This is a genomic window from Nocardioides sp. FY1077 (assembly GCF_058681775.1).
On the sequence record NZ_JBZWDB010000002.1, the window covers coordinates 367,301 to 388,807 of the forward strand.

General features: G+C 75.6%; 18 protein-coding genes. 7 read left to right on the top strand and 11 right to left on the bottom strand.

What is annotated here, in order from left to right:
* Positions 1-134: 134 nt before the first annotated feature.
* The 4 genes from AC4OR8_RS06680 to AC4OR8_RS06695 form a co-directional block, all read right to left on the bottom strand.
* Complete coding sequence (locus tag AC4OR8_RS06680; RefSeq protein WP_492164754.1) at positions 135-548, bottom strand: DUF6318 family protein; 414 nt, start codon at positions 546-548, stop codon at positions 135-137.
* A gap of 293 nt (positions 549-841) precedes the next feature.
* The gene (locus tag AC4OR8_RS06685; protein ID WP_492164755.1) at positions 842-3,925 is read right to left on the bottom strand and encodes a hypothetical protein; all 3,084 of its coding nucleotides are present in this window, start codon (positions 3,923-3,925) and stop codon (positions 842-844) included.
* Between the two features lie 109 nt (positions 3,926-4,034).
* Positions 4,035-4,397, bottom strand: a complete 363-nt coding sequence (locus tag AC4OR8_RS06690) for a DsrE family protein (RefSeq protein WP_492164756.1) — start codon at positions 4,395-4,397, stop codon at positions 4,035-4,037.
* A 35-nt stretch (positions 4,398-4,432) separates the two neighbouring features.
* Positions 4,433-5,740 carry an HNH endonuclease signature motif containing protein gene (locus AC4OR8_RS06695; protein ID WP_492164757.1) on the bottom strand — a complete coding sequence of 436 codons (1,308 nt, stop codon included), beginning with the start codon at positions 5,738-5,740 and terminating at the stop codon, positions 4,433-4,435.
* A 102-nt stretch (positions 5,741-5,842) separates the two neighbouring features.
* Here AC4OR8_RS06695 and AC4OR8_RS06700 point away from each other — a divergent pair, with 102 nt between their 5' ends.
* Genes AC4OR8_RS06700 through ygfZ form a run of 3 tightly spaced genes read left to right on the top strand, consistent with a single transcriptional unit; the run spans position 5,843 to position 7,726 of the window.
* Complete coding sequence (locus AC4OR8_RS06700; RefSeq protein WP_492164758.1) at positions 5,843-6,337, top strand: heme-binding beta-barrel domain-containing protein; 495 nt, start codon at positions 5,843-5,845, stop codon at positions 6,335-6,337.
* 1 nt (position 6,338) lies between these two features.
* On the top strand, positions 6,339-6,794 hold the full coding sequence (locus AC4OR8_RS06705; protein ID WP_492164759.1) for a Fur family transcriptional regulator: 456 nt from the start codon (positions 6,339-6,341) through the stop codon (positions 6,792-6,794).
* Positions 6,791-7,726, top strand: a complete 936-nt coding sequence (gene ygfZ, locus AC4OR8_RS06710; RefSeq protein WP_492164760.1) for a CAF17-like 4Fe-4S cluster assembly/insertion protein YgfZ — start codon at positions 6,791-6,793, stop codon at positions 7,724-7,726. The genes AC4OR8_RS06705 and ygfZ overlap by 4 nt, the downstream gene beginning before the upstream one ends.
* Positions 7,727-8,416: 690 nt before the next feature.
* On the opposite strand, the gene mshD is transcribed toward ygfZ, so the two are convergent.
* A complete protein-coding gene (mshD, locus tag AC4OR8_RS06715; RefSeq protein WP_492164761.1) occupies positions 8,417-9,229 on the bottom strand; it encodes a mycothiol synthase in 813 nt (270 codons plus the stop codon).
* 72 nt (positions 9,230-9,301) lie between these two features.
* Between mshD and AC4OR8_RS06720 the strand changes: the two genes are divergently transcribed.
* Together AC4OR8_RS06720 and AC4OR8_RS06725 are read left to right on the top strand one after the other, a co-directional pair.
* A complete protein-coding gene (locus AC4OR8_RS06720; RefSeq protein WP_492164762.1) occupies positions 9,302-10,420 on the top strand; it encodes a YihY/virulence factor BrkB family protein in 1,119 nt (372 codons plus the stop codon).
* A 19-nt stretch (positions 10,421-10,439) separates the two neighbouring features.
* Entirely contained in the window at positions 10,440-11,120 is a 681-nt protein-coding gene (locus AC4OR8_RS06725; RefSeq protein ID WP_492164763.1) for a CDP-alcohol phosphatidyltransferase family protein, read from the top strand.
* 31 nt (positions 11,121-11,151) lie between these two features.
* Here AC4OR8_RS06725 and AC4OR8_RS06730 read toward each other — a convergent pair whose 3' ends face one another.
* The 6 genes from AC4OR8_RS06730 to AC4OR8_RS06755 all read right to left on the bottom strand — a co-directional run bounded on the left by AC4OR8_RS06730 (position 11,152) and on the right by AC4OR8_RS06755 (position 17,329).
* Positions 11,152-12,834, bottom strand: a complete 1,683-nt coding sequence (locus AC4OR8_RS06730; RefSeq protein ID WP_492164764.1) for a phytoene desaturase family protein — start codon at positions 12,832-12,834, stop codon at positions 11,152-11,154.
* Positions 12,831-14,003 (bottom strand): glycosyltransferase family 2 protein, encoded by a 1,173-nt coding sequence (locus AC4OR8_RS06735; protein ID WP_492164765.1) that lies wholly within the window; start codon positions 14,001-14,003, stop codon positions 12,831-12,833. Before AC4OR8_RS06735 ends, AC4OR8_RS06730 begins: the two co-directional genes overlap by 4 nt.
* Positions 14,000-14,851: a carotenoid biosynthesis protein gene (locus tag AC4OR8_RS06740; RefSeq protein WP_492164766.1), complete on the bottom strand. Its 852-nt coding sequence runs from the start codon at positions 14,849-14,851 to the stop codon at positions 14,000-14,002. The genes AC4OR8_RS06735 and AC4OR8_RS06740 overlap by 4 nt, the downstream gene beginning before the upstream one ends.
* Positions 14,848-15,570 (bottom strand): hypothetical protein, encoded by a 723-nt coding sequence (locus AC4OR8_RS06745; protein ID WP_492164767.1) that lies wholly within the window; start codon positions 15,568-15,570, stop codon positions 14,848-14,850. The genes AC4OR8_RS06740 and AC4OR8_RS06745 overlap by 4 nt, the downstream gene beginning before the upstream one ends.
* Complete coding sequence (locus tag AC4OR8_RS06750) at positions 15,567-16,448, bottom strand: YhjD/YihY/BrkB family envelope integrity protein (RefSeq protein ID WP_492164768.1); 882 nt, start codon at positions 16,446-16,448, stop codon at positions 15,567-15,569. Before AC4OR8_RS06750 ends, AC4OR8_RS06745 begins: the two co-directional genes overlap by 4 nt.
* A 137-nt stretch (positions 16,449-16,585) precedes the next feature.
* Positions 16,586-17,329 (bottom strand): winged helix-turn-helix transcriptional regulator, encoded by a 744-nt coding sequence (locus AC4OR8_RS06755; protein ID WP_492164769.1) that lies wholly within the window; start codon positions 17,327-17,329, stop codon positions 16,586-16,588.
* Positions 17,330-17,441: 112 nt separating this feature from the next.
* Between AC4OR8_RS06755 and AC4OR8_RS06760 the strand changes: the two genes are divergently transcribed.
* Together AC4OR8_RS06760 and AC4OR8_RS06765 are read left to right on the top strand one after the other, a co-directional pair.
* Entirely contained in the window at positions 17,442-17,717 is a 276-nt protein-coding gene (locus AC4OR8_RS06760; protein ID WP_492164770.1) for a ubiquitin family protein, read from the top strand.
* 458 nt (positions 17,718-18,175) lie between these two features.
* Positions 18,176-21,415, top strand: a complete 3,240-nt coding sequence (locus AC4OR8_RS06765; protein ID WP_492164771.1) for an alpha/beta hydrolase — start codon at positions 18,176-18,178, stop codon at positions 21,413-21,415.
* Positions 21,416-21,507 lie beyond the last annotated feature (92 nt).

Sequence of the window (21,507 nt, forward strand, 5' to 3'; positions counted from 1 at the left end):
GAGCAAGCTGCCGTCCTGGCCCTCGACGCACGTGCCGCTCAGCATCGCGCAATCCGCCATGGCCGGGGCCGCAGCCAGGGCGCCGAACCCCACCATTGCTGAAACGAGGGACAGCAGGGCGATCGCCAGCCGCTTCACAACGGCTCCCAGACACTGACCTGCCACCCGCCGTCGACCCAGTTGACAACAAAGTGATCTCGCGAGGCCGACGGGTTAAACACCTTGTCGTTTTTCCGGCCGGCAGCGTCAACCGTCATCTGTGTATTGCTCACACGGAATTCGATGTCGAAGAAGCGTTGTCCGTCCGCGTACAAGGGGCTCGTGTTCACCACAGACATCGTGTAATCACCGCCTTCAACCACCCCACCGCTGGTGGAAAGATCCTCGATGAAGGCCACGGCGCGTGAGCAGGAGCCACAGAACTGCGTATACAGACCGTCGAGCGCCCGCGGGTCCGGAACCGACTGGGCGTAGTTGACCACGTCCCAGAAGTACCTCGTGAACGCCCGTGCCCCCTCAGCGGTCTGTTCCGCTGCCGCGGCTGGCATGACCGGTTCTACAGGCTCCGGTCTGGGTTCTGCTGAGTTGGATGCAACTGCAGGGCTGGTCGACGGGGAGTCAGTGGGGGAGGGCGCGACCTTGGGCTGCGGATCCTCCGCGCACCCGGTCAGCAGGAGGAGCGCGCCGCAGAGCGCGGCAGCGGCGGAGCGCACAGGTGTCACGTGGAGGCCTTTCCCGAGGAGACCGACCCCCAAGGCCGGGGGGCCACACCGGGAAATTAACCCGGATCAGCCCGCCGAGACCACCCCTTCCGCGCGTCCTGTGGACAACCGGGGCGCGGTCAGGGCAGGGGCCGCCACGGGGCGATCGCGCGGGTGAACGCCTCGGCGTCCACCTGCCGTCCGGTGACGACCACGGGGTCGAGCTCGCGGCGGTGAAAGCGGGCCTCCCAGCCGCGGTCGCCGGGCGAGCCGACCACCTCGACCTCGGTGGACGGGTGGGTGAGGTCGAAGGTGTGGTGGCTCTGCCCGCTGCGCACGTCCACCACGCCGGAGGCGCCGACCACCACGTGGGTGGCCGAGGTGCGCAGCCGCACCGCCGCCACCACGAGCAGCACCGCGAGCAGCGCCAGTCCCAGCGCGAGGGGCGCCGTGGGCCGGTCGGTGACCGCGGTGACGGCCGCCCCGCCGAGGGCGGCGAGCGCCAGCACGAGCAGCACGGCGGGCGCGGTGGTGCGCGGACGGGTGACGTCGGTGCTGCCGCCGTCAGCGGTGGCAGCGGGGGCGGGAGGGGTGGCCGCGAGCGGCACCGGCGCCGACACCGACGCCGACGCCGACGCTGGGTCGACCGCCCGGGTCGTCACCGGTCGGCCCAGCGCCTGCTCACGCAGCGCCGCCAGCTCGTCGGCCAGGGCGGCGGCCCGCTGCTCGGCCTCGAGCCGGTCCTGCAGGGCCGCCTCCACCAGCTCGGCCTGGTGCCGCACCGACGACTCCACCGCCTGCCGGTCGATCACCCGCTGCTCCAGCATCGCCTCGGCCTCGGCGCGCAACGCTGCCTGCTCAGCACCGGCTCGCTCGGCCGCCTCCCGGGCCTCCTGCGCCGCCCGCAGCTCCTCGGTGTGGCGGCGTACGGCGTCGCCGGCCTCGTCGACCGCCTGCTGGGCGCGCTCCTCGGCAGCCTGCCGGTCGGCCTGCGCGGCAGCGGCGAGCTCGGTCTGGCGCACCGCCTCCCGCTCGGCCTCGCGCCGGGCCTCCAGCGCTGCGGCCGCAGCGAGCTCGGCCACCTCGCGCGCGGCCTGCGCCTGCCGTGCGGCCTCCGCGTGCTCGCCCGCCGTGGTGTCGGCCGCCTCCCGGGCCTCCAGCGCCGCGCGCGCCGACTCCGCCTGCTGGGCGGCCAGCTCGCGGGCCGCGGCCTCCGCGGCCAGGGCCGCCGCCGCCGCCTCGGCCTGCGCCCGACCGGCCTCCTCGGCCGCGCGGCGCTCGTCGTGCGCGCGGGTCGCCTGGTCGGCGGCCGCACGGGACGCCTCCTCGGCGGTGGTGCGGCCGGTGTGGGCGGCCTCGGTGTCGGCCAGCGCCCGGCGCACCGCGTCCTCCGCCTCGGCGCGGGCCGCCACCGCGGCCTCGGTGACGGTCTCGGCGTGCTCCCGCGCCTCGTGGGCCGACACCGCGGCGGCGGCGTGCTCGGCGGCCACCGCGTCTGCCGCGGCTCGTGCCTGCTGCGCCGTGGCCGCCTCGTCCGCACGCGCGCGCGCCGCGGCGTGGGCCTGCTCCTCGGCGTCGGCGGCGACGGAGGCCGCGTCGGCCTGCGTGCGGGCGACGGCCTCCGCGGCGGCGCGGGCCTCCTGCGCGACGCGGGCGGCATCGGCGGCTTCGGCCGCGCGGGTCTCGGCGACCGACCGGGCCTCGTGGGCCTCACGGGCGAGCCGGGCCTGCTCCGCGGCGTCGGTGTCGGCGGCCTCGCGCCCCGCCAGGGCCTCGGCGGCCACGGTCTCGGCGCGCTCGCGCGCGGCCACCGCCTCGCCGGCCGTGGTCTCGGCCGACTCCCGGGCGGCCTCGGCGGCAGCGGCACCGCGGGCGGCGGCGGTCGCCGACTCCTCGGCGGCTGCGCGGTCGACCAGCGCCCGGCCGGCGACGTCGGCCTGCGCCCGAGCAGCGGCCTCGGCCGCGGCGCGGGCGTCCTGCGCGACGAGGGCGGCGTCGGCGGCCTCGGTCGCCCGGGCCTCCGCAGCCAGCCGTGCCTCGTGGGCCTCGGCAGCCCGCCGGGCCTGCTCGGCGGCGTCGGTGTCGGCGGCCTCGCGCCCGGCGAGCGCCTCGGCGGCGCGGGCGTCGGCGCTCTCCCGTCCGGCCAGTGCCGCGGTGGCGGTGGTGTCGGCGGCCTCCCGCGCCGCGGCCGCGACGGCGGCGGCGGCGGCCGCAGCGGCGGCTGCCGCCTCGGCCGAGGTGCGGTCGGCGTGGGCCCGCTCGGCGGCCTCGGTCTGCTCGCGGGCGAGGGCCTCGGCGGCGGCGCGGGCCTCCTGCGCGACCCGGGCGGTGTCGGCGGCCTCGGTCGCGCGGGCCTCCGCCGCCACGCGGGCGTCGTGGGCCTCGGCGGCCAGTCGGGCCTGCTCCGCGGCGGCGCTCTCGGCCTCCCCGCGAGCCTCCGCGGCGGCGGCGGCCGCCTGCTCGGCGCGGTCACGGCCCTCGGCGGCCTCGCGTGCCGCGATCTCCGCGCCCTGCCGCGCGCTGTGGGCTGCGACCGCCGCGTGCTCGGCGTTCTCGCGGTCGGAGTGGGCGTGCGTGGCGGCCTCCGCGTGGGCCCGGGCGGCCTCGTCGGCGGCGGCCCGGGCGGCAGCGGCGTCGGTGGCCAGGCGCGCCTGCTGGGCCGCGTCGTCGTCGGCGGCGGTGCGGCCCGCCTCGGCCACCTCGGCCCGGGCCAGCGCGGCCCGCGCGGTCTCCTCGGCGGCGGCGCGACCGGTGAGCGCCTCGGTGGCGGCCGCCTCGGCCGCGGTGCGTGCCTCGGCGGCTCCCGCAGCGGCGGCAGCAGCCTCCCGGGCCACCACCTCGGCCTCCTCGCGCCGGCGGTGGGCCTCCTCGGCGGCGCGCTCGGCCTCCTGGCGGGCCCGCGAGTGGTCGGCGGCGGCGCGGTCGGCGGCGTCGCGGGCGGCGTACGACGCGGCGGCCAGGCGGGCGGGCTCCTCGACGGCCCGGTCGGCCTCGGCGCGGGCCGTCACCGCGGCCCGGGCGCTCTCCTCTGCCACGAGCCGCTCGGCGGCCTGCTCGGCCGCGGCCATCTCGGCCGAGCGGCGCAGCGACGCGGCCCGGTCGGCCGCCGCCGTCTGCTCGACCACACGGGCCTGCAGCTCCTCCCACGTCAACGTCGGCGCCACGGGGTCACCGGCCCGGTCGCGGCGGCGCCAGAACCGGCCGGTGGCGTCCTCGGGAGGCACGGGGGGTTCACCAGGAGCACTCATCAGGCCAGCACCCTACTGGCGCGCCGGCCTCCTCCGGACCGGGAGGAACGCCGTGGGCGGCCCACCCCGAGCGCCCGGGTCGAGGTCAGTAGACGAGCGCCTGCACGCCGTCCTGGAGGACCTCCTCGGTGAACACCGCGGCCCCCGCCACCCGTATCCCGTCGCGCACGTCGTCGGCGGTGATCTCGCGGCGCGCGGCGCACTGCGAGCACACCGTCACCCGCCCCAGCTCGAGCACCGTGGTCAGCAGCTGCTCGACCGGGGTGGCGTGGGGCAGCGCGAGGTCGGGTCCTCGCCCGGCCACGGCGTACGCCGCCGCGTCGCCGGTCAGCCACAGCGACACGTCGGCCCCCATCGCGACGGCGGCCGCGGCCACGGTGAACGCCTGGTTGGCGCGCTCGGGATCGGCCTGCGCGCAGGTGACCTTGACGACGAGGGATCGGGGCATGCCGCCACCGTAGGGGAGCCCGACCGGAGCAGGGATCACCGTCGTCGGTGGAACCGCCAGTCGCCGGTGCCGTGGCGGCGCAGGTCGTAGCGTCGGTCGTGGGCGCGGCGGTGGTGGTGGCCGCACAGCGGCAGCGCGTTGTCGAGGCTGGTCGCGCCGCCGGCCGACCAGGCATGGGGGTGGTGTACCTCGCACCACGCGGACGGCCGGTCGCAGCCGGTGACGGCGCAGGTCTCGTGGCGCGCGGAGAGCGCCTGGCGCTGGCGACGCGAGTGGAGCCGTCGTTCGCGGCCCAGGTCGAGCGGCACGGAGCCGCCGCCCAGCACCAGCGGCAGCAGGCCGGCCTCGCAGGCCAGCCGCCGGGCCTCACCGGGGGAGACCTGCCCGCCGGCGTCGAGCCGGGCGCTGCCGAGGTCGTGGCGCAGCTGCGCCAGGTCGAGGTGGACCAGCGCGGTGACGGCGTTGCCGCCGGAGAAGTCGCGGGGGAGGTGCTCGATCAGCTCGCACAGCGCGGAGCCCCGCGCCTCGGCCCACGAGAAGCCCGCGCCGGTGCCGGGCACGGTGTCGTCGGTGACCACGGCGCCGTGGGCGTCGCGCGCGTGGCGGCGGGGCGCGGTCAGCACCTCCAGGGCCGACTGCAGCAGCCGACCGTGCAGCTCTGGGACGGTGAACCGGCCCGAGAAGGTGCCGTCGCCGTTGTCGTGCAGCGCCAGCCACGTCTCGGCCTCCGCTGCACGCTCCTCCCGCTCGAGCTCGGCGGCCTCGTGGGCGTCGACCACCTCGGTCGGCACCTCCGGCACGGCGGCGAACATTCGACGGGCCTCCCGGCGCAGGCGCCGCGCGTCCATCGGCCGCCCGGAGCGGGTGCCGAGGCCGGTGGCGCAGGCGACCAGGGACTCCTCCGCGGCCCGCACCTGCTCGGGGGTGACCCCGGCCGGCGCCCGCTCGGCCGCGCGGACGATGACGCGGGCCTGGTCGAGGCGCAGGCGGCCCTCGCTCAACGCGTCCCGCGTCGCGGCGTACTGCTCGTGCAGTCGCCGGGCCAGCCACAGCCCGCCGCGCATCACCTCGCGGGGGTCGCCGGTGAGGCGGGCGAGCCACGCGTCGGTGCCGGTGTCGGCGGTCTCGGAGGCGACGCCGCGCTCGTCGGCCTCCACGCTCAGCGCGAGCCGCAGGGCCACCACCTGCGACTCCAGCTCGGCGAGCTCGTGCACCAGCTCGGCCAGGTCGCGCGTGCTGAGCGCGGCCGGCGAGACCCCGGCGCCCTCGACCACCGCGGTCCGGGCGGCTGCCACGGCAGCCAGGGGCCCGGTGGCCTGGGGTCGGAGCGCGGTCACGGACATGCCTCATCATAGGCCGCGGACCACCTCCATGGGAACAGATGTTCGAACATCTGTGGACGACCGTCAGCAGGAGGAGCGGCCCTGCGCGGCTAGGCTGGGCCGGTGGTCTTCCAGCTCCCCGACAACCTCCACCCCAACTGCGGCCCCGTGGCCTGGATGCTCGGCACGTGGCGCGGCAACGGCAAGGGTGACTACCCGGCGATCGAGCCGTACGACTACGCCCAGGAGCTGATCTTCCAGCAGGACGGCCGACCGTTCCTGCACTACTTCTCCCGCACCTGGATCGTCGACGAGCACGGCGAGAAGGTGCGCGACGCCGCCCAGGAGACCGGGTTCCTGCGCTGCCCCGGCGACGGCAAGGTCGAGCTGCTGCTCAGCCACAACACCGGCGTGGTCGAGATCTGGTACGGCGAGGCCGCCGACGGCAAGGTCGAGCTCGCCACCGACGCCGTGGCCCGCACCGAGACCGCCAAGGAGGTCACCGCCGGTCACCGCCTGTACGGCAACGTGGAGGGTGACCTGCTCTACGCCTACGACATGGCCGCGGTGGGCCAGCCCCTGCAGCCCCACCTGTGGGCCCGGCTGCAGCGCGCCTGAGATGTCCGAGACACCCGGGACGCCAGGGGGGCACGACCTCCGCAGCCGTCTGCGCGGCAGCGGATACCGGCTGACGCCGCAGCGCGAGCTGATCCTCGCCGCGGTGGAGCGGCTCGGCCACGCCACGCCCGACGAGGTGCTGGCCGAGGTGCACCAGCACTCCACGGCGGTCAACATCTCCACCATCTACCGCACCCTGGAGGTGCTGGAGGAGCTCGGGCTGGTGCGCCACGCGCACCTGTCGGACCGGGCTCCGACGTACCACTCGGTCACCGACCACGAGCACTTCCACCTCGTGTGCCGGAATTGCGAGCGGGTCACCTCCGTTGACGCCTCAGTGGCCTCCGAGCTCGTCGCCCGGCTGGCCGCCGAGAAGCAGTTCGTGGTCGACCTCGGTCACCTGACGGTCTTCGGCCACTGCCAGGACTGCGCGACCGACCGTGAGGACCCCCGATGACGACCAGCCCCCTGCTCCACCTGCCCGGCGCCGTCGGCGGCGACGGCATCGACGCCCCCGTGGCGGCCCACTACGGCTCGTTCAACACCGAGCAGCGCGCGCTCGAGGCGGGGGAGGGCTTTGTCGACCTGTCGCACCGCGACGTCGTGCGCATCACCGGTCCCGACCGGCTGACCTGGCTGCACAGCCTCACCACCCAGTTCTTCCACGGCCTCGTCCCCGGCACCTGGACCACCGCGCTGGTGCTGAGCCCGCAGGGCCACGTGGAGCACGCGTTCACCGGCGTCGACGACGGCACGGCGTTCACCGCCCACACCGAGCCCGGCGCGGCCGGGCCGCTCCTGGACTTCCTGCAGCGCATGGTCTTCATGACCCGCGTCGAGCTCGCCGACGTGACCGCCGAGGTGGCCGTCGCCTGGCGCGCCGCCACCGGCGGCTACGACCTGGTCCCGCGCGAGCAGCTCGAGGCGTACGCCGCGGCCGCCGCGCCGCCCGCCGGCCTGTGGGCCTTCGAGGCGCTGCGCATCGCCCGCGGCGAGCCGCGCCTCGGCCTCGACACCGATGCCCGCACGATCCCCAACGAGGCCGGCTGGGTCGGCCCGGCGGTGCACCTCGACAAGGGCTGCTACCGCGGTCAGGAGACCGTCGCGCGGGTGCACACCCTCGGCCGGCCGCCCCGGCGCCTCACGCTGCTCCACCTCGACGGCACCGAGAACCGGCTGCCCACCCGCGGCGCCGAGCTGCGCCTGGGCGAGAAGGTCGTCGGCTTCGTCGGCACCTCCGCCCGCCACCACGAGCTCGGCCCGGTCGCGCTGGCGCTGGTCAAGCGCAACGTGCCGGTCGACGCCCAGCTCGACGTCGACGGCATGCCCGCCGCCCAGGAGGTCGTCGTCGACCCCGAGGTCGGCCTGCACGTGCGCCCGCTGCGCTGAGGCGCGCCCGGCGCGCCGGGGGGTCTCGATACACCTCGTCGCTGGCGCTCCTCGGCACTCGACCACCGAAGGTCGTGCGTCTCGTTGGTCGAGTAGGGGAGGAGCGCCAGCGACGAGCCGTATCGAGACCTCCGCGCTCCGGTGCACCCGGGGGGTCTCGATACACCTCGTCGCTGGCGCTCCTCGGCACTCGACCACCGAAGGCCGTGCGTCTCGTTGGTCGAGTAGGGGAGGAGCGCCAGCGACGAGCCGTATCGAGACCTCCGCGCTCCGGTGCACCCGACCACCGAAGGCCGTGCGTCGCCGTGGTCCCGGACCGGCCGATCGGCACCCCCCACTAGTCCGAACTGACTACGGCCATAGTCATTCTGGGCCATGGGGGAGGCTGGGGTGGACCCCTATCCTCGTGACCCGTGGGGTTCTCTATGTCTGCTTTCTACGTGCTCATCGGCCTCGGCCTGACTGCCTGGGCCGGCCTTCTCGGCTCGCTGCTCGGCCTGGTCCTCTGACCGGCGTGGCGTGGTGACCGGGTTGTCTAGTCACCCGTGGCGAACGGGCCCGAGCGCTGCTCCACTGGACGCGTGCCCATGAGCCTCGGTCGGTGGAGACGCAAGCTGCGCTGCAGGCGCAAGTACGGCAGCCGGTGCCCCCACACGGAGCGGCACAACTGACACCAGGACCGCCCGGCCGCTACCCGCGCCGGTACATCACGTTCGTGTCGGCGGCGGCGTGGGTGAAGCCGAGCCCCGAGTACGTCGCGACCGCGGCGGTGTTGTCGGACTCGACGTAGAGCAGCACCTCGGCGACGCCGAGGCCGGCGAGGTGGTGCAGGCCGGCGAGGGTGAGCAGCCGGCCGAGGCCGAGGCCCTGCGAGGCCGGGTCGATGCCGACGACGTACACCTCGCCGAGAGCAGCGGAGTGCTGCTTGGTCCAGTGGAAGCCGAGCAGGCGGCCGTCGCGCTCGGCGACCAGGAGCCCGGCGGGGTCGAACCACGGCTCGGCCATCCGCTCGGCGAGCTCGGCGCGGTCCATCGCGCCCTGCTCGGGGTGGTGGGCGAACGCCGCGGCGTTGACCCGCACCACCGCGTCGGCGTCGTCAGACGAGAACGAGCGGACGCTGACGCCGTCCGGCACGACGAGCCCGGGCAGCGGCACCGCGGTGGGGCGGCGCATCACCCACAGGTCGCGCACCCGGGAGAAGCCGTGGGAGGCGGCGAGCGCCGCGGCGGCGGGGTGATTGCCGTGCGACCACGCCAGCAGCGGGGCGGGCGCCACCGCGTCGAGCACGCCCTCCAGCAGCCGTCGTCCCGCTCCGGCGCCACGGGCCGCCGGGTCGACGACCAGCGTCAGCTCGTCGCCGACGAGCAGCGCCGCGCCCTGCGGGTCCACCCACGACCGCACCCGCTCGGGGTGGTGGCGCACCGCGCGCCAGGTGGCCTCGTCGAGGGCGGCGGCCCCGTCGTGCTGCTCGGCCGCGGCCGCGATCCGCTCCAGGTCGTCCACGCCGGCCACCCTAGGCCCGTCCACCCCACCGGGTGTCGTGCCGGGCGCGTCACCACGGACACCATGGGCCCCATGAGCAGCAGCAGCGATTCCAGCAGCGACACCGGGACCTCCCAGCGGCAGCTGAGGGACCCCGACGACATCGAGAAGCCCGACTCGCCCACCGACCTGACGAAGCGGTCGAAGATGTACGTGGTGCGCAAGACCGCGCGTGAGTTCAGCAAGGACCAGTGCACCGACGTCGCCGCCGCGCTCACCTACTACGCCGTGCTGGCGCTCTTCCCGGCGATGATCGCGCTGCTGTCGCTGGTCAGCCTCGTCGGCCAGGGGCCCTCGACGGTGAAGACCCTGACGCAGATCCTGCGCGACGTCGGCGCGGGCTCCGTGGCGGAGACCCTCGAGCCCACGCTGCTGCAGCTGGCCAACGCGCCCGGCGCAGGCCTGGCCCTGGTCATCGGCCTCGCGAGCGCGCTGTGGTCGGCCAGCGGGTACGTCGGCGCCTTCGGCCGCGCGATGAACCGCATCCACGAGATGGGCGAGGGCCGGCCGTTCTACGTGCTGCGCCCGCTCATGCTCCTGCTGACCCTGGTGCTGGTCATCATGGTGGCCCTGGTGGCGCTCGGCCTGATCGTGAGCGGCCCGGCCGCTGACGCGGTCGGCAAGGCCATCGGCGTCGGCGGCACCGCCCTGACCGTCTGGAACATCGCCAAGTGGCCGGTGATGCTCGCCGTCGTCGTGGTCATCGTCGCGCTGCTCTACTACGTCACCCCCAACATCAAGCAGCCCAAGTTCCGCTGGGTGTCGATGGGCGCGCTGCTCGCGATCATCACCTGGGTGATCGTCTCCGCGCTGTTCGGCTTCTACGTCGCCAACTTCTCCAGCTACAACAAGACCTACGGCTCGCTGGCCGGCGTCATCGTGTTCCTGCTGTGGCTGTGGCTGACCAACCTCGCGCTGCTGTTCGGTGCCGAGCTCGACTCCGAGCTGGAGCGCGGCCGCGAGCTGCAGGCCGGGCTGCCCGCCGAGGAGGAGCTGCAGCTCCCGCCGCGGATGACCAAGGGCCTGGAGAAGGCCGAGGAGAAGCACGAGGAGGACGTCGCCAAGGGCCGTGCCCTGCGCGAGTCGCGCGGCGACACCGACGACCCGGCGGCCGTCGGCGACGACACCTCGTCGAAGGGCTCGAAGGGCTGAACCCCGTAGGGTCGGCCGGGTGAGTGATCCCGAGGCCCTCTGGTCGCGGGCCCACGGCGTCGACGCCTCGGCGTCGTCGTGGGTCTCGGGCTGGGTGCGGCTGGTGCACGCGCTGGCCCGTCCGCTGGCCCGGCGCGGGGTCTCGCCCGACACGGTGACCGCGCTCGGCGTCGGGGTCTGCGTGCTGGTGCCGCTGTTGGCGGCGCTGCCGGCCGCCTGGCCCCTGCTGGCCACGGTGGTGATGGTGGCCAGCGCCGTGCTCGACGGCGTCGACGGCGCGATCGCCGCGCAGAACGGTTCGGGATCGCGGTGGGGCGAGGTGCTCGACGCGATGGCCGATCGGGTCAGCGACCTGCTGCTGCTCGCCGCGCTCGTCGTGCTCGGCGGACCGTGGTGGCTCGCCGTCGCCGCTGGTGCGTTCACGCTGCTCCACGAGTCGGTCAGGGCCTCGGCGCGGGCCGCCGGCATGGCCGGTCCGGGTGCGATCACCGTGTGGGAGCGGCCCTCCCGCGTCATCGTCGCGGCGTTCGGCACCGGCCTGGTCGGGCTGCTCTGGCTGGCCCGCCGCGCGGGCGTCGACCTCCTCCCGGCGGTCGACCGCGACGCGATCGCCACCGCCGCCCTCGTCGCCGCTGCCGTGCTGGCGCTCGCCGGGTTCGGTCAGCTGCTGCGCGCCGTACGCCGGGCGCTGGCCGCCTGACACCGCGCTCGATCGCGCGGCGCCTGGGGGATCAGGCAGGGCCGACGAGGGCGGCCACGATCTGCGCCGAGAGCAGCACCAGCGGCAGCCCGCCCCCGGGGTGGGCGGAGCCGCCCACGAGGTAGAGGCCCGGCACCGGCGAGCGGTTGGCCGGGCGCAGGAAAGCGGCGCGGGCGCCGTTCGACGACGTGCCGTAGATCGAGCCACCGGGGGTGAGCGTGCGCCGGGCGAGCTCGGCGGGAGTCAGCACCGTGCGGTGCCGCACGCGGTCGCGCACGTCGAGCCCGCGCTCGGCCATCACGGCCAGCACCTGGTCGGCGTACCGCTCGGCGAGGCCCGGCTCGTCCCAGTCGACGCCGGTGCCGGGCTCGTGGCGCGGGGCGTTGACCAGCACGAACCACGCGCCGGTGCCCGGGCCCGGCACGATCGCGGGGTCGTCGGGGGCCGAGACGTAGACGGTCGGCCGCTCCACCGGGCGCGGCGGTCCGCCCCGGCCGAAGACCGCGTCGAACTCCGCGTCGTAGTCCTCGGCGAACAGCACCTGGTGGTGCGGCTGGTCGGGCGGCGGGTCGTCGATCGCCAGCAGCACCACGAACCCCGCCAGCGACGGCGTCGTGCGGCCGATGCGCCGATGCGCGCGGCGGGCGCGGCCCCCGGGCACGAGGTCGCCGTAGAGCTGCTCGGCGTCGGCGTTGGCCACCACCACGTCGGCGTCCAGCGTCGAGCCGTCGCCCAGGCGCACCCCGCTCGCCCGGCCGTCACGCAGCAGCACCTCGGTGACCGTGGTGTCGAGGCGTACGTCGACCCCGAGCCCGCGCACCCGCTCGAGCAGGCTCTCGGCGATGCGGCCGAGCCCGCCGGGCACGTACCAGGAGCCCCAGGCCTGCTCGGCGTGCGGCACGGTGGCCAGCGCCGCCGGGGCGCGGCGCGGGTCGGAGCCGGTGTAGGTGGCGTAGCGGTCGAGGAGCATCCGCAGCCGCGGGTCGCCGAGGTACTGCTCGCCCAGCCCGCGCAGGCTCCGCCACGGCGCGACCGTGGCGACGTCGCCCACGCGGCGCGAGAGCCGCAGCAGGTCGGCGGCACCCACCGGCGACTCGAGGAACGCTGCGTGGGTGACGTCCCAGATGCGCTCGGCGCGGGCCGTGAAGGCCGTCCACTGCGCGCCGCGGCCCTCGCCGAGGGCGTCGTCGAGCGCCTGTGGCACCCGCGCGGCGTCGCCGGGCAGGTCGAGCACGGTGCCGTCGGGGAAGGTGTAGCGGCAGGCGACGTCGAGACGCTGCAGCGGCAGCACGTCGGCGCGCGGGGCGCCGGTCGCGGCGTACAGGTCGTCGAGCAGGTGGGGCAGCGTCACCAGCGACGGGCCGGTGTCGAAGACGAACCCGTCCTCCACGCGGGTGCCGAGCTTGCCGCCCACCACGCCCGCCTGCTCGAGCAGCGTCACGCGGTGGCCCGCCGCCGCGAGGCGCGCCGCCGCCGCCAGTCCACCGACCCCCGCGCCGACCACCACGACGCGCGACGGAGCTGAGGGGTCTCGATACACCTCGTCGCTGGCGTGGTTCCTGAGGAGCGAGCGCAGCGAGCGTCTCGAAGGGCTCCTCGGCACTCGACCACCGAGGTGGGTTTGCGTCGTCCGAGCTCGACCGCCGAGGGTGACCTTTCGTTGGTCGAGTAGCAAGCGCCAGCGAGCGTATCGAGACCCCCGGCGCGGGCTCACCGGGCGACCTCGACGGGGCGGCCCTTCCAGCGCAGGGTGCCGCGGCGGCGGGCGACGACCGACTCCGCGGTGAGCGCGGCGAGCACGGTGACCGACACCGGGTGGGCGAGGGCGTCGGGGACGACGTGGGCGCCGGTGCGCCGCCCGACCAGCACCCGCGAGGCGACGCCGGCGGCGTACCCGACGGCGCCGGTGCGCGACCCGCCGAGCGCGGCGAGCGCCGGCACGACGTGGGCGAGCAGGAGCAGGCCGGTGACCCCGGCGGCGCCGGCCGGCGACCCGAACGCCGCCCACAGCGACTTGGTGTAGCCGGTCCGCAGCGGCGCCCACCCGTCGTACATGCGGCACGACGCCAGCGCGCTGCCGTCGGCCACGCCGCCGCGTCCGCCGGCGGCCTTCACGGCCCGCACGAGCGCGAGGTCCTCGAGCACGTCGCCGCGCACCGCGCCGTGGCCGCCGACCCGTGCGTAGGCGGCGGCGTCGACGGCGAGCAGCTGGCCGTTGGCGGCGCTGAGCGACGGCCGGGTGGAGTGCTCGGCGAGGCCCAGCGGCAGGGTGCTCATCCACGACCACTGCAGCAGCGGCTGCACGAGCCGCTCGCCGGGGGTGTCGGCGCGCTGGTGGGGGTAGGGGCTGACCAGGTCGAGCGCGTGGCGGCGCAGCAGGGCCACGGTGGCGGTGACGGCGTCGGGGGCCAGCGCGACGTCGGCGTCCACGAACAGCAGGACGTCGGCGCCCGCGGCGGCGTCGGCCAGCTGCTGGCACGCCCAGGGCTTGCCCAGCCAGCCGGCCGGGGTGGGCGCGCCGGTCACCACCTCGACGGGCGGCCAGCCGTCGGCGGCGGCCTGGCCGGCGACGACCGCCAGCACGTCGGGGGTGGCGTCGGTCGAGCCGTCGTCGAGCACGACCACCCGCACCGGTCCCGGCCACCGCGCCGCGGCCCGGCGGATCGCCCGCAGGCAGCCGGCCACGTGGTCGGCCTCGTCGCGCACCGGCAGCAGCACCGCCACCGACTCGGCCGCGCCGGCCGCCCCACCCGGCGCGCGCGAGACCGGGCCGGGACGGCGCACGCGGCGCAGGTTGTCGACGGTGAGGGCCAGCGAGGCGAGCGAGAGCGACGTACCGGCCCGCACGGCCCACCGCCCGGCCCCGACCCGGGCCGGGGTCACCGCGACGCCCGCCACCGGCGCGCGACGTGCACGGTGAGCGGCACGCCCACCAGCCCCATCACCAGTCCGCCGACCAGGGCCACGGAGGGCCGGCCGAAGAACACGGCGTGGGCCATCACCGACGACCAGTAGGTCCACAGGTAGACCGCGACCGGCAGCGCGTCGCTGGCGACCCGCCCGCGCCCACCGTCAGAGGCGCGCGGCGACGCGGGCAGCAGCAGGTGCAGCGCCGTCATCAGCACCAGCGCCACCAGGAGCCAGCCGGCGAAGTTGGTGAGCGGGATGCCCTCGACCCCGGGCAGTGCGGGGGTCGGCGACTCCCAGGCCCAGTGCCCGGCGTCCACCATCTGCGGGTCGAGGAACACGTCCCACGCGGTGAGGGCGAAGGCGCCCAGCGCGATCGTGGAGGTGGCGCTGCGACCGCGGGTGAGCGTGCGGGCCGCGACCAGTGCGGGCCAGGCCATCATCACCCAGGCCAGCGGCACCAGCAGCGGTACGCCGAGCAGCTCGACCCCGAGGGTCCCGGTGTAGCGGTAGCCGCCGAACGGGAAGCCGGTGGCGGTGCCGACGGCCTCGGCGAGCAGCCCCCCGCCGCCGGCCACCACGACCAGGGCGAGCGCGGCGCCGGGGCCGCGGGTGAGCAGCACGTGCGCCACCGCCGCGGTGGCCAGCAGCGCGACCGCCGACACGGTGAGGGCGAGCGTGCCGCCGCCGGTGAGCGGGAACGCGACCTGGCTGAGGATGCCGCCGGCGCCGAGCACCCACGCCGCCGCGGCAGCCGGCCGCGGACGTCGGGGGCCCGGGTGGGTCGCGGCCCGGGGCAGGGGCCGGTGGGCGGAGATTGTCACGGGGTCCTTCCGCGGTAGGTGCCGGCGACGTCGTGCACGGCGAGGCGGGCGAAGAGCTCCTCGGCGTACCAGTCGGCGGTGCGGGTGCGCTCGACGACGGCACGGTGGGGGGAGCGGCGGTAGGCGAAGTCGACGAGGTCGGCCGAGGAGTCCCAGAGGGAGAACGTGCCCTGCAGGCCGATCGGCGCCTCGCCGACGCCGAGGGAGAGCCGCAGCCCGGGCGACCCGACGAGGTCGGCGGAGACCGGGGGCACGGCGCACCAGAACGACAGGGCCTTCACGGGTCGCAGCCGGGCGCGGGTGAGCGCGGCGACGGGTCCGTCGTGGCGCCCGCCACTGGCGGTCCCGAACGGCTCGGCGCCCGACCAGCGGCCGTGGGCGGTGAGCGGGGTCATCCGCACCCGCAGCGCCTCGTCGGCGGCGTCCTGCCAGCCGGTCACCAGGCGGGAGGTGGCGAAGGCGTCGGCGCGGGCGGTGGCCTGCGCGGGGTCGGCGTCGTCCCACACGGTCAGCAGCGCCCAGTGGTGGGGGTCGGCGTCGCGCAGCGTGAACGTCTCACCGGAACCGGTGCCCATCAGCTTGGCGAACCCCAGGCCCGGCACGCCGCGCAGGGCCCGGCGCCCGGTGGCCATCCGCCGCAGCGCCGGTCCGACCCGCTCGACGCCCCACACCCGCAGCTCCACCAGCGGCGGGCCGGTCGGGGCGGTCGGGGCGCTCACGACGCCACCGCCGCGGCCGGCCGCCCGGCGCGGTGGTCGGCGATGCGCTCGTCGAGGGCGCGGGTGGCGGCCCAGCCGACGAGCAGGAGGGTGTGCAGGACGTAGAGCCACAGCCCGACGGCGACGACCCCGCCGACGAACCCGAGCCCACCGAACGGCAGGCCGACGTCGATCGGGATGGCCAGGAACAGCTGGAAGCCGTGCAGGAAGCCGGCCAGGAACGACGCCGTGGCCAGCGCGCCCACCGCCGCCACCACCCAGCGCGGTCGCCCGGGCATCACGGCGCGGAACACCCAGGTGAGCACCACCGAGAGCGCCAGCCAGATCGCGGTGAAGCCGAGGACGACGCGGACGACCAGGTCGCCGGCGCCCCCGCCGCCGCCCTCGGGCGCCAGCGGCACCAGCCGGTCGGCCACCGCGAGCAGCGCCCAGGTCAGCGGCAGCACGACGACGAGCAGCGCCATCACGGTGAGCCGCGCGCGCCAGCCGGTGAACCGGTCGGGCTCCGGGGTGAGGGCGAGGCCGGCGCGGCGCAGGCCCTCGCCGTAGAACGACGCGGGCAGCAGCAGCACGATGACCCCGGCCCAGCCGAGGTCGTCGACGAGGTGGGTGGCCGCGCCGGCGAGGGTGTCCCACGCGGGGCGCCCGCCCATGTCGGGCGGCACCAGCACGCGCAGGTCGAGCAGCCGCGTCTCGGCGCCGTCACTACCGCGGGTCCAGGTCGTGCTCCACAGCGCGAGCAGCAGCCACGGCACCAGCGCGATGGCCGAGAAGTACGTCAGCGTCGCGGCGGCCCCGGCGAGGTCGCGGCCGCGCAGCACGCGCCCGGTGCCGGCGACGAGCGTGCGCACCTCGCGCCGGGCAGGGTCCACCCTCACCGGGACGGGGGAGCGGCGGACGCGGGCGTGGACATCTCGTCCAGCGTGCGCCTCTCGCCGCGCCCGCGGCTCACCTCTAAGGCGGGATCTCAGGGGCCCCGGGCCGGGTGGCTCCGGGGTCGTCCTGGGACCCGGGGTCAGCCGACGCGCGTGGGCGAGGCGTCCGTCGTGCGCGCGTCGTCCTCGGCGGCGGCCTTCTCCTTGGCCGGCAGCACGAAGCGGTAGCCGACGTTGCGGACGGTGCCGATGAGGGTCTCGTGCTCGGGGCCGAGCTTGGCGCGCAGGCGCCGCACGTGCACGTCGACGGTGCGGGTGCCGCCGAAGTAGTCGTAGCCCCACACCTCCTGCAGCAGCTGCTGGCGGCTGAAGACCCGGCCCGGGTGCTGGGCGAGGAACTTCAGCAGCTCGAACTCCTTGAACGTGAGGTCGAGCGGGCGCCCGCCGATCTTGGCGGTGTAGGTCGCGTCGTCGACGACGACCTCGCCGGAGCGGATGACGTGGGCGTCGGGGTCGGCGGCGTCGCGGCGGGCGGCGAGGCGACCGATGGCGAGTCGGATGCGGGCCTCGAGCTCGGCGGGGCCGCAGGTGTGCAGGACGACGTCGTCCATGCCCCAGTCCTGGTTGACCACGGCGAGGCCGCCCTCGGTGACCACGAGCACGACCGGGACGTCGGTGCCGGTGGTGCGGATCAGCCGGCACAGGTCGCGGGCGTGGGCGAGCTCCTGGCGGCCGTCGACGAGCAGCAGGTCGGAGTCGGGGGCCTCGAGCAGCGCGCTGCCCTCGCAGGGCAGGATCTTCACGTGGTGCCCGAGCAGCGACAGTCCGGGGAGGACCTCCGCCGAGGGCTGCAGGGCGCTGGTCAGCAGCAACAGGGTGCTCATGGTGGTCTCCTCCGGGAAGCCGGACAGGGGACCGAAACGCAACGTTGGGCTCCGGCGCGGTGCTACAGAGGACACAGTAGGAAACTCGGGGGACACATTGGAAGGTTCCAAAGTGAATGAGACCGAAATCATCCACGTTCGTTACTGGGCCGCAGCCCGGGCGGCGGCCGGTGTCGCCGGCGACGACCTCACGGTCGCCGGCCCCCTCGCGCTGGCCGAGGTCGTCCGACGCGCGGTCGCGCTGCACCCCGGCACGAACCTCGCCGCGGTGCTGGCGGTGTGCTCGACGCTGGTCGGCGAGCAGCCGGTCGGTCGCCGCGACCCGGGCGCGGTGATGGTCGAGCCCGGCGCCTCGGTGGAGTTCCTGCCGCCCTTCGCCGGCGGCTGACCCGCGGGAGGCCCCGCCGGCTCGGCGCCGTGCGACGAAGTGCGGCGCAAACTGCCACTGGGTGGCTGATACTTCAGCCATCATGTTCCGGTTTCCCCGGCCGGCCGGGGAAACCGCCCCGCCTGCCGGGGCCTACCGCCCCGCCTGCCGGGGCCTACCGGGGCCCACCAGGGTCGTACGACGAAGTGCGGCGGAAACTGCCACTGGGTGGCTGAAATTTCAGCCACCGTGTTCCGGTTTCCCCGGCCGGCCGGGGAAACCGCCCACGCCAGGAGCCGCCGTCCGTCCGGCCCGTGGGACGGACGAGCGCCGGTAACGCGCGGGCGACCGACGTGACGCCAGCGCACCACGTCTGAAACGTTGCAGTGACATCCGGCTCGCACGATGGCGGCTCACCCGTCACCACCGACCCGGCTCTGCCCGGTCTCGGCGGTGGTGACCCACTTCCGGGAGTCAGCTTGCGCAAGCCGCTCCGCGGCAGCCTGGGCGTCGCCGTGTCGACCGCCCTGCTCGCCGTGCCCTTGAGCACCATCAGCCTCACCATGGCCGCACCGGCGTACGCCGCCGACCCGGTCGCCTCCGGCCCCGACTGGGACGTCGAGCGCTCCGCCGGTGGCTACCTGGTCACCGTCGAGCTCGACGAGCCCCTCGAGATGCGCTCCGACGCGCCGACCATCGTGGTCGACGGCGAGTCGGTCGGCATCGCCACGGAGGCGGCCGACGGCCTGTCGCTGTCGGTGTTCACCACCGACCCCGCGGTCGCCGACGCCGGCTCGGTCGAGCCCGGCTGGGCCAGCAGCGCGACCACGGGCGACACGGCGTCGCGCGACGCCGTGCCGACCGAGGTGCCGGAGGCGGCGCGCGAGGTGCTCGAGGCCGACCCGTCCTCGATCGGTACCTACGACTGGACCGAGTCGATCTACAAGTTCGGTGAGCAGAGCATCCCGCTGGCCGCGATCGGCGGCGTCCGCGGCGAGCTCGAGGGCAAGGTCTACCTGCCGACCACGGGCGGCGCGCGCCCGACGGTCGTGCTGATGCACGGCCGCCACAGCTCCTGCTACGGCACCGGCACCGCCAACCCGCTGCGCTGGCCGTGCGCCACCAGCCCGGAGGCGACCGACCGCAAGTCGATCCCCAGCTACCTCGGGTACGACGGTACGGCGCGCGCCCTGGCCAGCAACGGCTACGCCGTCGTGTCGGTCTCGGCCAACGCGATCAACGCCAACGACAACCAGCTCGCCGCCGACCAGGGCGCGCAGGCGCGCGGCCAGCTGATCCTCGACACCCTCGACATGCTGAAGCGGGCCGACCAGGGCGCCAGCGTCACCTACCGCGACGCGTGGACCGGTCGCGACGTCACGCTCGCGCAGGCCCTGCAGGACGGCACGACCGCGCTCGCCGAGCGCGCCGAGGGCTTCCCGAACGGCGTGGAGCCGCTCGACACCGTCACCCCGGGCGACCTGGTGGGCCGCTTCGACCTGAGCACCATCGGCCTGATGGGCCACTCCCGCGGCGGTGAGGGCGTCACCTCGGCGACGGTCCTCAACCAGGCCATGGACCAGCCGTGGGCGATCGAGTCGATCCTGCCGCTCGCGCCGGTCGACTTCGGCCGGATGAGCGTGCCCGACGTGCCGATGAACGTGATCCTGCCCTACTGCGACGGCGACGTCTCGAACCAGCAGGGCCAACACATGCTCGACGACTCCCGCTACGCGTTCGGCGACGACGTGCTGCGCAGCGGCGTGTGGGCGATGGGCGCCAACCACAACTTCTACAACACCGTCTGGACGCCGGGGCAGTACTCCTACAGCGTCAGCGACGACTGGAGCGGCAGCGCCACCCGTCGCGTCGAGCCGGTCTGCGGCACCGACCCGACGGTCGCGGCCACCTCGATCCGGATGACGGCCGCCGAGCAGTACGACCAGGGCACCGCCTGGATGGCCGGCTGGTTCCGGCTGACCCTCGGCGGCGAGGAGCAGTTCCTGCCGATGTTCGACGGATCGAACGCCGTGCCGGCGAGCCTCGGCGACGAGGACGTCCGCAGCGTCTCCACCGCTCCCGCCTCGGAGCGCGCCACGATCGCCTCGTTCGAGAACGCCTCCTCGCTGGTGCGCACCTTCGGCACCGCCACCGCCAACCCGTGCGCCAGCCTGAGCGGCCGCACGGTGCCGCAGGAGAAGGCGTACTGCGCCACCACCCTGGCCAGCGCGCAGGCACCGCACTGGACACCCGCCAGCAACGCCGGCAACGTCCCGGCCACCCCGGTGACCCGGATGGCGTGGACCTCCGCGACCGGCCAGGTGCGCGTCTCGGTGCCGGCGCGTCTGCGTGACGCCGCCGGCTCCGAGCGCCTCTCGGTCAAGATGGCCGCCGACGAGACGGTCACCACCGGCACCGACCTGACCCTCGAGGTCGTCGACGGGGCCGGCGTCAGCTGGAGCGCCCCGGTCTCCACGCTCAACCCGCTCGCCCTGGTGCGGCTGCCGTCCTCGGCGACCACCACCAGCGCCTCGACGTTGAAGAAGGTCGTGCTCCAGCAGGTCGACGTGCCGATGGCGACGCTGACCGACGCCGGCCTCGACACCGGCGACCTGCGCGAGGTCCGCTTCACCGCGGCCACCGGGCAGGACGGCACGCCGTCGGGGGCGGCGTACCTCTCCGACCTGGCCTTCGAGTCCTCGGCGGTCGGCACGGCGAAGTCGCGCGAGTGGCCCACGCTCGACGTCTTCGCGCCCAACCTCGCCGAGGGTGACGCGCCGAGCACCGTCGACACGGCGGTCTACCTCGACGAGCCCGCCACCACGCCGGTCACCGGCTACGTGTCGGTGCTCGGCTCGACCACGAGCCGCGCGGGCAGCTCGATGGAGAAGGTGACCTTCGCCCCCGGCGAGACCTGCCAGGTCGTCACCACCGCGCTGCAGGGCGACCAGGCCCCCAGCACGACGGCCGGCACGACCCTCAAGGCCAGCGTCACCAACACCTCGGGTGCGGTGATGGGCGACAAGTCGATCGTCTTCACGACCATCAGTGAGGACGACGGTCTGCTGCCCAGCGGCACCCCGCCCACCACGCCGACCGAGCTGCCGGCGTACGGCACCCCGGGCGAGGTCTGCGCCGAGCTCGCCTCGGTGAAGGCGGGCGGCTCGGTGACCCAGGAGGGTGCGACCGCACCGGGTGGTGAGCTGGTGCTCACCGCCGGCGGCTTCCGCAACGGTGAGTCGGTGACGTTCACCGTGGAGGGCTACGACCCCACCACGGTCGTCGCCGACGACCAGGGCGTCGCCACGGCCACCTACGCGGTGCCTGCCGACGCCGCGCTCGGCGAGGCCGCGGTCACCGCGGTCGGCGCCGGCACCGGTCGGGAGTCCACCGGTACGGCGTCCGTCACCGGTCGCGAGACGACCACCACGCTCGACGTCCCGGCGAGCGTGGACGGTCGCGAGAAGATCGCGGCGGTCGTCACCGTCGGCGGCGCGGTGGAGGGCGTCCCCCTCACCGGCACCGTGCGGTTGAAGATCACCTCGCCCGCGGCCGACTACCGGGTCGTCCGGGAGCAGGCCGTCGGGGACGACGGTTCGGTGACCTTCACCTTCCGGGCGCCGAGCCGCCTGGCGCAGGTCAAGGTGCAGGCGCTGTACCTCGGTGACGGTGGCTACGCCGCCAGCCGCTCGACGGTGGAGCGGATCCGCATCCGCTGACGCACCAGCACGAGCAGCGGGGCGGGGGGTCGACGACCTCCCGCCCCGCTGTCGTCGTCGGGCCGGAATGCCGCGGCGGCGGTGGTCGTTCT